Annotated in this window: 13 protein-coding genes; 10 read left to right on the top strand and 3 right to left on the bottom strand. The window is 50.0% G+C overall.

Translation table 11 applies throughout. The annotated features are described in order from the left end of the window. The first annotated feature begins 53 nt into the window (after nucleotides 1–53). Nucleotides 54–752, top strand: a complete 699-nt coding sequence (locus AC0YOB_RS26295) for a response regulator transcription factor (RefSeq protein ID WP_210040577.1) — start codon at nucleotides 54–56, stop codon at nucleotides 750–752. Continuing rightward, nucleotides 749–2,104, top strand: a complete 1,356-nt coding sequence (locus AC0YOB_RS26300; RefSeq protein WP_475795281.1) for a HAMP domain-containing sensor histidine kinase — start codon at nucleotides 749–751, stop codon at nucleotides 2,102–2,104. Before AC0YOB_RS26295 ends, AC0YOB_RS26300 begins: the two co-directional genes overlap by 4 nt. A gap of 104 nt (nucleotides 2,105–2,208) precedes the next feature. On the opposite strand, the gene AC0YOB_RS26305 is transcribed toward AC0YOB_RS26300, so the two are convergent. Further along, nucleotides 2,209–2,697 (bottom strand): C40 family peptidase, encoded by a 489-nt coding sequence (locus tag AC0YOB_RS26305; protein WP_210040581.1) that lies wholly within the window; start codon nucleotides 2,695–2,697, stop codon nucleotides 2,209–2,211. A gap of 171 nt (nucleotides 2,698–2,868) precedes the next feature. Between AC0YOB_RS26305 and AC0YOB_RS26310 the strand changes: the two genes are divergently transcribed. The 4 genes from AC0YOB_RS26310 to AC0YOB_RS26325 all read left to right on the top strand — a co-directional run bounded on the left by AC0YOB_RS26310 (nucleotide 2,869) and on the right by AC0YOB_RS26325 (nucleotide 7,636). After that, nucleotides 2,869–3,540 (top strand): GNAT family N-acetyltransferase, encoded by a 672-nt coding sequence (locus tag AC0YOB_RS26310; RefSeq protein ID WP_475795282.1) that lies wholly within the window; start codon nucleotides 2,869–2,871, stop codon nucleotides 3,538–3,540. 18 nt (nucleotides 3,541–3,558) lie between these two features. Continuing rightward, entirely contained in the window at nucleotides 3,559–4,227 is a 669-nt protein-coding gene (locus tag AC0YOB_RS26315; RefSeq protein WP_475795283.1) for a GNAT family N-acetyltransferase, read from the top strand. A gap of 66 nt (nucleotides 4,228–4,293) precedes the next feature. Next, the gene (locus tag AC0YOB_RS26320; protein WP_475795284.1) at nucleotides 4,294–5,082 is read left to right on the top strand and encodes an MBL fold metallo-hydrolase; all 789 of its coding nucleotides are present in this window, start codon (nucleotides 4,294–4,296) and stop codon (nucleotides 5,080–5,082) included. A gap of 586 nt (nucleotides 5,083–5,668) precedes the next feature. Continuing rightward, nucleotides 5,669–7,636: an endonuclease MutS2 gene (locus tag AC0YOB_RS26325; protein ID WP_475795285.1), complete on the top strand. Its 1,968-nt coding sequence runs from the start codon at nucleotides 5,669–5,671 to the stop codon at nucleotides 7,634–7,636. Nucleotides 7,637–7,653: 17 nt separating this feature from the next. Here AC0YOB_RS26325 and AC0YOB_RS26330 read toward each other — a convergent pair whose 3' ends face one another. Further along, nucleotides 7,654–8,295 carry a thiamine diphosphokinase gene (locus tag AC0YOB_RS26330; protein WP_475795286.1) on the bottom strand — a complete coding sequence of 214 codons (642 nt, stop codon included), beginning with the start codon at nucleotides 8,293–8,295 and terminating at the stop codon, nucleotides 7,654–7,656. A gap of 230 nt (nucleotides 8,296–8,525) precedes the next feature. Here AC0YOB_RS26330 and AC0YOB_RS26335 point away from each other — a divergent pair, with 230 nt between their 5' ends. After that, on the top strand, nucleotides 8,526–9,215 hold the full coding sequence (locus AC0YOB_RS26335) for a trimeric intracellular cation channel family protein (protein WP_210041007.1): 690 nt from the start codon (nucleotides 8,526–8,528) through the stop codon (nucleotides 9,213–9,215). Next, nucleotides 9,212–9,694, top strand: coding sequence for a low molecular weight protein-tyrosine-phosphatase (locus tag AC0YOB_RS26340; protein WP_210040591.1), 483 nt, complete (start codon nucleotides 9,212–9,214; stop codon nucleotides 9,692–9,694). Before AC0YOB_RS26335 ends, AC0YOB_RS26340 begins: the two co-directional genes overlap by 4 nt. A gap of 66 nt (nucleotides 9,695–9,760) precedes the next feature. Here AC0YOB_RS26340 and AC0YOB_RS26345 read toward each other — a convergent pair whose 3' ends face one another. After that, nucleotides 9,761–10,498: an alpha/beta hydrolase gene (locus AC0YOB_RS26345; protein ID WP_475795287.1), complete on the bottom strand. Its 738-nt coding sequence runs from the start codon at nucleotides 10,496–10,498 to the stop codon at nucleotides 9,761–9,763. Between the two features lie 319 nt (nucleotides 10,499–10,817). Between AC0YOB_RS26345 and pdhA the strand changes: the two genes are divergently transcribed. Both pdhA and AC0YOB_RS26355 read left to right on the top strand, forming a co-directional pair. Then, nucleotides 10,818–11,882: a pyruvate dehydrogenase (acetyl-transferring) E1 component subunit alpha gene (gene pdhA / locus AC0YOB_RS26350; protein WP_210040595.1), complete on the top strand. Its 1,065-nt coding sequence runs from the start codon at nucleotides 10,818–10,820 to the stop codon at nucleotides 11,880–11,882. Between the two features lie 209 nt (nucleotides 11,883–12,091). Further along, nucleotides 12,092–13,069, top strand: coding sequence for an alpha-ketoacid dehydrogenase subunit beta (locus AC0YOB_RS26355; RefSeq protein ID WP_475770566.1), 978 nt, complete (start codon nucleotides 12,092–12,094; stop codon nucleotides 13,067–13,069). Nucleotides 13,070–13,124: the final 55 nt, after the last annotated feature.

Below are 13,124 nucleotides of genomic sequence, written 5' to 3' on the forward strand. Positions count from 1 at the left end.
ATAGGGGAAATAATGGCCTCTAATTGATCGCAAAGAAGTAGGAGGACAACCAGATGAACGAACGCATCCTTGTTATAGAAGATGAAGATGGCATCGCCCGTATTCTGCAGCTTGAGCTTGAGCACGAAGGCTATTCCGTAGGCCGTGCCGCAGACGGCAGAAGCGGAATAACACAAGCGGAATCGAATGAGTGGGACCTGGTCCTGCTGGATGTCATGCTGCCGGAGCTCAACGGCATTGAGGTATTGCGCCGTCTGCGGAACGCGGGTAATCCGATACCGATCATCCTGCTGACCGCACGGGACACGATACCGGATAAAGTCAGCGGCTTCGAGCATGGCGCCAATGACTATATTACGAAGCCGTTTGCAATGGAGGAATTGCTTGCGCGGGTTCGTAATTTGCTTCGCATATTTCAGCAGCAGCCGAAGGAGACGGAAAGTCCGGATATTCTCAAGACTGCGGATCTTTCCATTGAGCTGCGCTCCAGGAAGGTCTTCCGCAAAGATATCCCGATTGAACTGACACCGCGGGAGTTTGAGCTGCTGGTTTATTTGGCCGAGCATAAGAATGAAGAGAAGTCGCGGGAGGACATACTATCCGAGGTTTGGGGATATGATTTCATCGGAGAGACCAACCTTGTCGACGTGTATATCCGATATCTGCGCCAGAAAATCGATAAGGGCTACCGGCATAAGCTGATACACACGGTCCGCGGGGTAGGCTATATGCTTAAGGAGCCGGACGCATGACCTTACGGAGAAGGTTCACATTCTTTACGATTTTCTGGTTAATTTTCATCCTGATTTTGTTTAACATTTTCGTCTATTTGTTTGTGATCAAGATATCGATGCGCAGTGAAGATCAGCTGCTGACGAACAAAGTGAATATTCTGCTGGAGGACAAGCGGATCAACGACCCGCTGAGACTGAAGGAATATGATCTGCTGCGGGACTATTACAATGTAAGCGAATTGATCCGCATTGTCGACCCGCAGGGCAAGGTCATTAATGTACAGGGCTCCGACCCGCAGCTTTTGGATTTGAAGCCGGTGTTTACCACACAGCATGACACCGGCATGATTTTTATCGATGGGCGCAGAGCGCTGTATATGAAGGTTCCGCTCTACCAGGAAACTCAGGTAATCGGGACACTCGAGCTTTACCGCAAGCTTACATTGTTGGACAGCTACCTGCAGGTTCTGGTTATCGCGCTTTCGATTACCAGCATCGGTGCGGTTTTGTTTGCTATATTGGGAACCTACTGGTTTACCTCCAGGCTGACTTCGCCGATTCAGCATATGGTCCAGACGATGCGGGAGATCGACCGCAGCGGCAAGCTTCGTCTGATTGAACTGAATCAGAAGGATCAATCGGCGGAGCTGCTGCAGCTTGCCAGAGCCTTTAACCAGATGATTAACAGGCTGGACCGGACCTTCGAGCATCAGAAGCAGTTTGTGGCGGATGCCTCCCATGAATTGAAAACCCCGATTACGGTGATCAGCAGCTATGCAAACATGCTGAAGCGGTGGGGAAGGGATGACGAGAAAATCCGCGACGAAGCGATTGAAGCGATCAGCAAAGAATCCCAGCGGCTGCAAAACCTGACAAAATCCATGCTGATGCTGGCACAGGCGGAGCAGGAGGCCTGGCTGAACATGGAGACCTTCAATGTGGTTCAGCTGGCCGATGAAACGGCCGATATGCTGTATATGACCTTCCAGCGACTGATACGCGTGCATTCGCCCAAGCCGGAGCTTAGGATTACAGCGGATAAGGAGAAAGTCCGTCAGCTGATGGTCATCCTGCTGGACAATGCCATCAAATACAGCAAAGAGCCGATAGACATAACCTTCACGTTAACCAAATCCTCCGTCCGCATCGCGGTTTCCGACAAAGGGATCGGTATACCCGAGGAAGAAATGCCATATTTATTTGAACGCTTCTTCCGGGTTGATGGAGCAAGAAGCCGTTCCACCGGCGGAGTCGGACTCGGGCTATCCATTGCCAAGCGGATTGTAGAGCTGCACGACGGTCAAATCGACGTCTCCAGCAAGCATGAGCAGGGGACCACGATTACCATAATTTTACCGCAAAAAAAATAAGCCGGTCTTTAAGCGGCAACCGCCTCGCAAATTCAATGTACTGAATGCGAAGCTGTTCCCGTTTTGACCGGCATTATTTTTCACTTGTACGTACTGCAGTAGAGCTAAAGAACGCGTCTAGCGGTTACATAATGGGAGTTCCAGTAGGAATTGCTGAGACTTGTAAATTTCACGCCTCCAGTGCCGTATGTATGAAGTACTTTGTTGTTGCCGGCGTAAATAGCCGCATGTCCCACTTTTTTACCGGAGCTGGGAGTGGAGAAGAAAACAAGATCGCCAACTTTCAAGTTCTTGCGCGCAACATACGTTCCTTTTTTGGACTGGGCCGATGAAGTGCGGGGCAGTGTAATGCCGACTTTCTTGAATACATATTGGGTGAAGGATGAACAATCGAATGCAGTGCTGATTCCGCTGGCAGCGCCCAGTTTATATTTGACGCCCAAGTAATTGTCGCCCAATTTGATTACTTTGCTTCCGGTGGAAGCCGTTGCCGCCTCTGCTTTGGGGACATGACCCGCTGCCAGAGAAGAAATACCTATAACTGCACTGATACCTACTACAGCCAATTTGCGAAACAGAATAGCTTTTATCATTTTGTTGGTTGCACCTCTCGAATCTCTCTGGTTGAAAGTCACTTGCTTACTATAGCAGATGAAAAACATCTCAAATTTTACCATTGAGAGAAAAAGGATAGAGTTACCAAAGGTTGCAGTGAATTTATTAAAAAATCATTAGAATTCCTTAATATATATGGGGGAGAGGCCATGTATAAAGAATTGATCGTATTTGCTTCGGGGCGTCCGGTAAAAGTCGTGATCCGCAATTATACGCTGGATGACACAGACGGCATGATCGCTATCCAGAAGGCTTGTTTTCCTCCTCCGTTTCCTTCGGAGCTGTGGTGGAATGAAGAGCAGCTAAGAGAGCATGTGACTCGTTTTCCCGAAGGAGCGATATGTGCGGAGGCGGACGGCCAGTTAATCGGTTCAATGACCTCGCTGCTGCTTCAGGACGCATCCTTGTCAGGCAGTCACAGCTGGGAGTCCATCACGGACAGCGGCTACATTCGCAACCATGACCCTTCTGGCGATACCCTGTATGTGGTCGATCTGGGAGTTATCCCTATTTTTAGAAAAACAGGGATAGGAAAATGGCTGATGCAGTCTCTTTATGAGGTTGTCGTTCATTTGAAGTTGAAAAGGCTGCTGGGCGGCGGCCGCATGCCTGGCTATCATGTGGTGTCCGCTGAGAAGTCCGCTGAACAATATTTGACAGACGTGGCAGCGGGCATTCGCAGTGATCCTGTGATTTCCTTCCTGCTGCGCTGCGGGCGTCTTCCTGTGGGCATCATGGAGAATTACCTCGAGGATGAGGAATCCTGCCATTATGCAGCGCTTATGGAGTGGCGTAATCCGTTTATATCCCATAAATTTTGAAGAATGGAGTGATCGTAGATGGACTATGTTCGCGTGCAAACAATCAAAGATCCATTATTTGTTAAGATGCATCAGCTCATGCAGGTGGTGTTCCCGCCGGAAGAGGTTTACGCTTTTGAAAAATGGGAGGGTCCGCTTCAGGATGGCGGCATTCACGTGTATGTCGCCGTAGACGGTGAAGATGTGGTAGGAGCTACAGAGTACCGTTATTATCCTGATATGCGTGTTGCAATGACGGACTTTACGATCATTGGTCGGGCGAATCTGGGGATTGGTCGCTTTCTGCTGCGCAGCCGGGAGAAGCATATTGCCCAGCTTGCCAGGGAGAGCGGCACAGAGCCGATCGGGATGTTCGCCGAAATTTACAATCCGCAGACTGTTGACTATCATTTTGGCGGCGTCGCGCCGATGAATCCGCATATTCGCCGCGAAGTACTCTCACATATCGGTTACAAGAGGCTTGATTTTTCTTATCTCCATCCTTCCTGGCAGGAGAACGGGGAAGCGGTTGGCGGATTGGATCTTTGTTTTTTGCCAAAAGACGAGGATTTGAGTGTTCTTCCTTCTTCGTTGGTCGCTGATTTTCTCACCACTTATTATTCCGCGCTCCCGGATAAACCGGACTCTTGGCATGAAATGATCGAAGGCCTTAAGAAGCATGAAACCATTGCCCTCAAAGCATTCTGATTCCAAACGAACCATCGGGTCTTAAGTAAGTTAACGCTCCAGCAGTGACTAAGGAGGAAACGATCGTTGTCTACAACCATTACTTTCTGGGGGACGGGGGATTCCATGGGTGTCCCTCGCGTGTATTGCAGCTGTGAGGTGTGTGAAGAAGCCCGCCGGGAGGGCGGACTCAATCGCAGATATCGTTCTCTTGTCCATCTGGATGACTCTGAATACGGCACGATGCTGATTGACTGCGGACCGGATTGGCGGGCCCAGATGGAATCGGCCGGCTTGAAGCGCATAGACCGCATTCTGATTACGCATGCTCATTTCGACCATATCGGCGGTTTAGCGGAATGGGCGGACATGTGCCGATGGTTAAACTATCGCGGAGAAGCTTATGCAATGCCGGATGTGATTGCCGAGATCAACCAGCGTTTCCCCTGGATTCATCGTAATATAGATTTCCGGCCGATTACGGCACGGCTCCAATTCGGCTCCTGGGATGTGGACTGCTGGAAAATCAATCATGGCAAAAATGGCTACGCCTATGCCTTCCGGTTCACGCATGGAAGAAGCGGAACGTCCTGGGCGTACTGCTCAGATGCCATCGCTCTTACAGATGAACAGGTCATACCGCTGCAAAATCTGGATCTGCTGGTCTTGGGAACAAGCTTTTATCATGAGCCTTTTCCGTTTGATTCGAGGTCGGTCTATGATGTGACGGAAGCGCTTGAGCTTGTAAGGGATTGGAAAGCGAAGCAGGCGATTTTCACCCATATGTCACATGATATCGATTTAAGGCATGACTACGGCCTGCCTGATCATATTTCCTATGCCACTACCGGGCTCAAATTGACGCTGCGGGGATAGGCTTATGCGCTTGACGGACACATTTCTGGAAGTTATGATAAAGCTAATCTCAAATAGCAGGGGGAAATTTTAATGACGGTCGGGATTCTTAACTCGTAATTGGATATTGATACCTCACACTGCAACCGTCAGGAATCGAGTATTCGATGACTCGGTTAGCAGTAGCTGTAGCCGTTAGCAATCATTTATTCGATTGCCCGGTTAGCAGTGACTGTAACTGTTAGCAATGACAGATGAAATTGCTCAGTTATCAGTTAGTAAGCTTTCAGCATGAATTGGCGTGCCGGATCAAAAGGCAGGTTTGTTCATTCTTGAATGCTTGTTTAGTGGGGTATCGCCATGAGTTAAGAACATGACGATTTCCGCCTGCTTAAACGGCGAATCAGCGTGCTCTTTATGAGCACGCTTTTTCATTGTCACGATAAGCTTAAGCCGATGCTCCTGTTTCCAGTGATGCAGCAGGAAGCCAGGAGGGCTTGCTTTATTCGTACAGCCGTTCAACACAAACAGGAATGGAACGCGGATGCGTTCTGTTCCTGTTTTTTTTGTTCACTTTTTCACACTATCCAATAGGAGGTATCCTGAAATGATGAACGAGACAAGTATGAACAAACTGGAATTCAATAAAATGAAAGACAAATTGATCCACTACACAGTATCCGATTCGGGGAGGGAGCTTGCACAGCGTCATATCCCTAGCTCAAATCCTGCTCAGGTCCGGTCGTGGCTCCGCGAGACGGAGGAAGCAGCAGGACTGCTTGCTGCAGGAGCGAGCGTTCCACTCTCAGCCATGGAGGGAATGGTGATGTTCATGGCTTTGCTGGGCAAAGGCAAGATCTACTCCGAGCTTGAGCTGGGGCAGCTGGCGCTGTGGCTGACGGCAGTCTCCCAGATGAAAAGGTACATGGATGCCAAGCGTGATGCCGCACCGACAATTAGCGGTTATGCCGATTCCATGCATGACTGTCCTGAGCTTCGCAAGGAGCTGGAGCGATGCATCAGGCATGGATTGCTGACAGATCAGGCAAGTCCGGGACTTGCCGATATCCGCCGGCATCTGGAGGCTGCGGAAGAGCGGACCCGCCGCAAGCTGGATCATTCCCTGGGCAAATATAAGAACGCTCTGCAGGAGCAGATCGTGAGCAAGCGCAACGGCCATTATGTAATTGCAGTTAAGCGGGATTTGCGCAAGCAGGTGCCTGGAACGGTGTGGGATGAATCCGCAAGCGGTCAGACACTTTTTGTCGAACCGGTTGACGTGGCGGATCTGCAGGCAGAGTGGCAAATGTGGAAGAGTGCGGAGGAGCGCGAACGGACGGTGATACTATCCGGACTATCGGAGCTGGCCGAACAGGAGACGGACCGCTTGCGGTGGAATGTCGAGGCCATGGCGTCGCTTGATTTTATTTTCGCCAGGGCAAAGCTGTCGCGGTCATATGAAGGCGTTGCGCCAGCGCTCACGGATCGGCCTTCCGTCAAGCTGACAGATGCCAGACATCCTCTGCTTGGAACGGATTGCATTCCGCTGAACGTGGAGATTGGCAGGGATTTCAGACAACTCATCATCACTGGGCCGAATACAGGAGGCAAGACGGTTACGCTTAAGACGATCGGGCTGCTCACACTGATGGTCCAGGCAGGCTTAATGATTCCGGCCGGGAAGGGCTGCGAATTTGGCGTCTTTGCGCATATTATGGCCGATGTGGGCGATGGACAAAGTATAGAGCAGTCTCTCAGCACCTTCTCCGCCCATATGGAAAGCCTGCGCGAAATGCTCATGACCGCAAACGGGCGTACACTGATCCTCCTCGATGAGCTGGCTGCAGGCACTAACCCGGATGAAGGGATCGCGTTATCCATTGCCGTATTGGAGGAATTTCTGGCCAAGCATTCACTGGTTGCCGCAACGACGCATTTTAATGAAATCAAGCGTTTTGCCTCACGCACGCAAGGCTGTACCAATGCACGGATGGCATTCGATGCGAATACACTGAAGCCGCTGTATAAGCTCGAGATTGGAGAGGCGGGCGACAGCTATGCGTTTGCCATAGCCAGACGATACGGCCTGCCGGAGCGGGTGGTGAGCAGGGCTGAAGAGAGAGCCGCCGCCTATCGGACGGGAATGGTTCAGCATTCGGAATCAGCAGATATGGAAATCAAAGAAGAAGCAAAAACGGAGGTGCCAGACTATTTCCCTGTCATGAAGCCCAAGAAGAGCGCCTCAAACGAAATAAATGCCGGCGAGGACGCCAAGCAACAGCCATTTGCGGTAGGCGACTGCGTTTGGATCAGCCCTTTGAAGCGAACAGGGATTGTCTACAAGCCGGCTGATGAGCGCGGAGACGTAGTGGTTCAGGTGCAGAAGAATAAATTGACCTTTAACCACAAACGATTATCTTTATATATATCCGGGAATCAGCTCTATCCGGGCAGTGAATATGATATGGATATTGTGTTTGATTCCAAGGAAAACCGTAAAACGAGAAAAACCATGAGCCGCAAATATGTCCCCGGACTGAAGATCGTGACTCCTCCAGATGAACCAACGTCGTAAGCATGTGCCCGCTGTTCTCAGTCACGGCTTTCGATAACGAGCAGCAGCCCTTCTCTGATCCGTACGATGGCCTGCTCGCCGGTCATGGCATTGCTGATTCCAAGCGACTGTCCTATTTCCAGGGTTGCTTCATGAAGCGGATATTGGAAGCCGGTCAGCGTGATGCCTGTTACCGCAGCGGTGAGCGGGAGCAGGGACACATACGGATATTCCTTGGCCAGTATTATCTTCTCATCTGAGGTTAAAGAAATACGATTGTGTTTATCAATAATGACAGCGTCTATATTCGCACTGTGCGCCAAGCGCAGAAGATGGACATTGGCAAGGGTATGGTCGAAACGGGTCCCGAGCGCGCCAAGCAAAATAATCTGTCGGGGACGCTTGCTTACCGCAAGATTCCAGGCGAGCTCGGTATCCGTATAATTTTTGTCGATGGGGTCGTATGGCAGGGTTTCGCCGCTCTCAGCCTGAATCCTCTCCAGCTGCTCTGCGGTGACGGAGTCAAAATCGCCCAGTGAAATATTGGGTTTTATCCCATGTGTAATGAGAAAAAGCGCACCGGCATCGGCGCCAATGATATAATCATTATGCTGGATATGGTCAAGCGCCCATAAGTCAAGGGTGCCTCCGGTGAAAATAAGAATGCGATTAATTTGCACGGCAATGGATCGTTCCTCTCCAAAATAATTCTTTTGTCAGTATACCCGGGCTGAACCAAGATTGACCAGTATTAAAAATATCAAATGGCTATTGCCGATTGAGCTGACCGCGGATAAAATGAGAGAGGATTAAAACGAGTCACTCCTGGCGAAGAGGCATTCGCTTTGGTGAATGCTTTGGCTGCCGTGTTGGCAATCGGAGGCAGTATGACGTGAATTATCAACTCAACATGGACATTTTCACAGTGTTCAGCATTATCGGTACGATCGCCTTTGCAGTCAGTGGAGCCATTGTGGCCATGGAAGAGGAATACGATATCCTGGGCGTCTATGTGCTTGGCTTGGTCACCGCATTTGGCGGAGGCGTCATCCGGAATTTGCTCATTGATGTGCCGGTAACGATGCTGTGGACACAGGGAATGCTGCTGAAAACGGCTGTCATAGCCATGACAATCGCTTTTATTCTGCCCGTCAAATGGATCAAGCACTGGAAACGCAGCGAAGCATTTTTCGATGCGATCGGGCTTTCGGCCTTCGCCATTCAAGGGGCGCTGTACGCAACCGGGAAGCATCCGCTCAGTGCGGTAATCGTCGCCGCCATGCTTACGGGAATTGGCGGGGGGATGATCCGCGATGTGCTTGCCGGGCGGAAGCCGCTTGTGCTCAGAGATGAAATTTATGCGGTATGGGCTATGGCGGCAGGGGCGGCAATTGGACTGGGCTGGTTTACTACCACTCTGGATCTGCTGTTTCTTTTCGTGATCGTGATTGTTTTCAGAATGTTATCGGTACACTACAGATGGAGACTTCCGCGCCGGTCACTGAAATTTGTACTGGCTCAATCTGTTTACGCCGAGGAGCTTCAGGAAGAACGGGCAGCGGAAGCAAAGGACAACAAGGAGAAAGAAGGTCATCTATGATTTCCGTATTATTCGTATGCTTAGGCAATATATGCCGGTCGCCCATGGCAGAAGCCGTTTTTCGCCATCAATTGGTTCAGGCTGGGCTGGAAGGTGTTATCGCCGTTGATTCCGCAGGTACCGGAGACTGGCATTTGGGAAAACCCCCTCACGAGGGAACAAGGGGGCTATTGGACCGGTATGGGATCTCATACGAAGGCATTCGCGCAAGGCAGGTAAGACTGGATGATTACAGCAATAATGATTATATCGTATGCATGGACAATAATAATGAGCGCGATGTGAGACAATTATTCGGAAGCAGATCGGATGGCCACTCCAAGGTGTTCAAATTTATGGATCTGCTGCCGGACCGCAAAACATGCGATGTTCCGGATCCGTACTATACAGGTAATTTTGATGAGGTTTATGAACTGGTTGCGCTGGGCTGCGCCCGCCTGCTGGAGCGGATAAAGGAAGAAAAGTTAACGCAGGTGTAAAAAAGACCGCAGCTGTTGTCCGATATACAATCGGCCAAACAGCTGCGGTCTTTATTTTATAAAAAATCATTCGCTGCGCAGGAAGGTGTGCAGCGCTTCTGGAATATATTTCTGCCAGAAGCCCCACACATGCCGCCCTTCATGTTCACCATAGTGAATACGGGCCCCTCTTTCCTCCAGGATCTGCTTCATCTCCCGGTTGATTTCCACGAAGTTATAGATGCCTCTGTCGGTCTGGTAATCGGTCTCCTGCAAACCTACAATCATATAGAGGGTCAGCCGCTTCAAATCGATTTCTTGGGCAGCTATGGACCGGGACTCGGGGTAATAAGCCCCCGAGAACGAAATAACCTGATGGAAAAGCTCCGGATAAGCAAGCGCAATATGAAGAGACACCGTACCTCCGAGCGAGTCTCCTGCCAGAATCCGGTGCGAGGGCTCCATGTGGGCAGGGTACTTGTCCTCGATAAAAGGAATCAGCTCTTCAGCGAAGAAAGCGACATATCCGTCATAAAGCTCACCATCGGGTGAATATTCCGCCGTGCGCTTCTGCTTGTCCACATCCACGCCGACAATGAGGAATGGCTCTACTCCCTCATCGAGAATGAGCTGGTTGGCAAGTGTGGCGATTCTGCCGAAATTGAAAAAGTCCTCGCCGTCCTGGCAGTAGACGACCGGATAGGACAACAGCTCGTTATAACCCGGCGGCAGATAAACGCGCAGATCCCGTGAACCCTCCGGCAGGTGCTGGCTGCTGACAACCTCTTTCACAATCGTTCTTTTTAAATAGCGTTGATCCGTCATAAATAAATAACTCCTCTCGAATTGCATGGATTGTCATCGTTGTGGGTAAACAAAAGGAAGTGAGATACACGGAATAACGTTCAAGCTCCCTTAGTGCCGGAATGATCATTCGGGCTCTGTTTTTGATGATAGTGTACTATTCTGTATCAGTAGAAAATTCAATCTGTTACATATACAATGACATGAGTAAATAGTCCGAAACTTAGAAAAATAGAAGGTTTTATCTATTTAATACTTTGACCATCCAGCTTAAACAGGGTTATAATCATTCTATAACAGAGACTCACGGTTTATCAAATATTTAACTGAGGTGAACGATATGAGTAAGGTTCCTTATGAAGTTCAGACAGAACCGGTTCAACCGCTATCCGTATTATCGCCAGATGGTGAAATCGTTAACAAAGATTACCTGCCTGAGCTGTCCGACGATCAGCTGAAAGAAATTATGTACCGTATGGTATTCACCCGCACTTGGGATGAGCGTGCGGTTAATCTCGGCAGACAAGGCCGTTTGGGCTTCTACGCACCGGTATCCGGACAAGAGGCATCCATGATCGGCAGCGAATACGCCTTGAACAAAGAGGATTTTGTTTGCCCCGGCTATCGTGACATGCCGCAGATCGTATGGCATGGTTTGCCGCTTTATCAGGCATTCCTGTATTCCCGCGGTCATCAGCACGGAGGTCAGATTCCGGAAGGCGTCAATGTACTGATGCCCCAAATCATTATCGGCGCTCAAATTCTGCATGCCACCGGAGTAGCAATGGCATTCAAGAAACGCAATGAGAAGCGCGTTGCCATTACGTATACAGGCGATGGCGGTTCTTCGGAAGGCGATTTCTATGAAGGCATGAACTTTGCCGGCGTATTCAAGCTTCCGGTCATTTATGTCGTTCAGAACAACGGCTATGCGATCACGACACCATTTGAGAAACAAACTGCAGCGCACTCCATTGCCCACAAAGCATTGGCTGCCGGTATCAAAGGCGTTCAAGTAGACGGGATGGATGTTCTGGCTGTTTACAAAGCCGTATCAGAAGCGGCTGAACGCGGCCGCAATGGCGAAGGCGCGACATTGATCGAGCTGCTGACTTACCGTTACCGCCCGCATTCCATGGCTGATGACACCTCCAAATACCGCACCAAGGAAGAAGAGGGCGAATGGAGTCTGAAGGATCCGCTCGTACGCTTCGGTAAATACCTGGAGCAAAAAGGTCTGTGGTCGGAAGAAGAAACGGCCCGCGTCAAGGAAGAAGCCAAAGCTGCAGTCAACGAGAATATCAAAAAAGCCGAAGCTACGGAGAAAATGACTGTCAACGGCTTGATCGATTCGATGTTCGAAAACACTCCGCAGCATCTGGAAGAGCAAAAAGTGGATTTTTAATAAGGAATTGTAAATATAGATTTGCATGGAGCATCACAGAAAAACTCAGCGTATGCTTCCGAAGTGAGTTTTCCTGTTTGACGAAGAAGAATATGCAAGATGTATCACAGAAAAACTCAGCGTATGCTTCCGAAGTGAGTCTTTCTGCTCCCACAAGGATGAATATGCAAGATGTATCACAGAAAAACTCTTAGGAGGAAACTTCAGCGATGGCGCAAATGAATATGAAAGAAGCAATTCGCGACGCGATGCGCGTCGAATTGAAAAATGATCCGAATGTGCTTGTATTCGGAGAGGATGTCGGGAAGGTCGGCGGCGTTTTCCGTGCGACGGAAGGCCTGCAAGGCGAATTCGGCGAAGACCGTGTATTCGATACCCCTCTTGCTGAATCCGCAATTGCCGGCATGGCTGTCGGGATGGGCATTCAAGGCTTTCGTCCGGTAGCGGAAATCCAGTTCGTCGGTTTTATCTATGAAGCGCTTGACCAAATGCTTGTCCAGGCGGCACGGATGCGTTACCGCTCTGGCGGCCGCTACAACGCGCCAATCGTATTCCGTACCCCTTTTGGCGGTGGCGTCAGCGCTGCTGAGCTGCATACCGATTCACTTGAAGGCATTGCGATTCAAACGCCGGGCATTAAGGTTATTGTACCTTCCAACCCTTATGACGCTAAAGGACTGCTGGTCTCGGCCATTCGCGACAATGATCCTGTTTTCTTCATGGAGCATTTGAACCTTTATCATGCTTTCCGCCAAGATGTGCCTGAAGACGCGTATACCGTTCCGATTGGCAAGGCCAACATCGTGCGCGAAGGCAGCGACGTGACCATTATCGCTTATGGAGCAATGGTTCATACGGCGGTTAAAGCAGCCGAGCAGCTGGAGAAGGATGGCGTTCAGGCGGAGGTTATCGATTTGAGAACCTTAATGCCGCTTGATATTGATACCATTGTCGCTTCTATTCAAAAAACCAACCGGGCTATCGTTGTTCAGGAAGCGCAAAAAACTTCCGGAGCCGCTGCGGAAATCATTGCCCAAATCAATGAAAAAGCGATTCTTCATTTGGAAGCCCCGGTCCTTCGTGTCGCCGGGCCGGATACGGTTTATCCTTTCGCACAAATTGAGAAGACCTGGCTTCCTACGCCTGAACGCATCATCAAGGCGGTTAACGACGTGAGAAACTTTTAATTGTCTTTATCCCATAATCCAGATTAAACAGACAAGCAGGTCGTGAAGACCTGGA

It is taken from the genome of Paenibacillus sp. JT31N17 (genome assembly GCF_056269255.1).

Excerpts from the sequence above, each read along its gene's own strand:
- AC0YOB_RS26340 (WP_210040591.1), top strand. The coding sequence starts at position 9,212 with ATGATTTCCGTATTATTCGTATGCTTAGGCAATATATGCCGGTCGCCC.
- AC0YOB_RS26325 (WP_475795285.1), top strand. The coding sequence starts at position 5,669 with ATGATGAACGAGACAAGTATGAACAAACTGGAATTCAATAAAATGAAA.
- AC0YOB_RS26335 (WP_210041007.1), top strand. The coding sequence starts at position 8,526 with ATGGACATTTTCACAGTGTTCAGCATTATCGGTACGATCGCCTTTGCA.
- AC0YOB_RS26345 (WP_475795287.1), bottom strand. The coding sequence starts at position 10,498 with ATGACGGATCAACGCTATTTAAAAAGAACGATTGTGAAAGAGGTTGTC.
- pdhA (WP_210040595.1), top strand. The coding sequence starts at position 10,818 with ATGAGTAAGGTTCCTTATGAAGTTCAGACAGAACCGGTTCAACCGCTA.
- AC0YOB_RS26305 (WP_210040581.1), bottom strand. The coding sequence starts at position 2,697 with ATGATAAAAGCTATTCTGTTTCGCAAATTGGCTGTAGTAGGTATCAGT.
- AC0YOB_RS26310 (WP_475795282.1), top strand. The coding sequence starts at position 2,869 with ATGTATAAAGAATTGATCGTATTTGCTTCGGGGCGTCCGGTAAAAGTC.
- AC0YOB_RS26315 (WP_475795283.1), top strand. The coding sequence starts at position 3,559 with ATGGACTATGTTCGCGTGCAAACAATCAAAGATCCATTATTTGTTAAG.
- AC0YOB_RS26355 (WP_475770566.1), top strand. The coding sequence starts at position 12,092 with ATGGCGCAAATGAATATGAAAGAAGCAATTCGCGACGCGATGCGCGTC.
- AC0YOB_RS26295 (WP_210040577.1), top strand. The coding sequence starts at position 54 with ATGAACGAACGCATCCTTGTTATAGAAGATGAAGATGGCATCGCCCGT.
- AC0YOB_RS26300 (WP_475795281.1), top strand. The coding sequence starts at position 749 with ATGACCTTACGGAGAAGGTTCACATTCTTTACGATTTTCTGGTTAATT.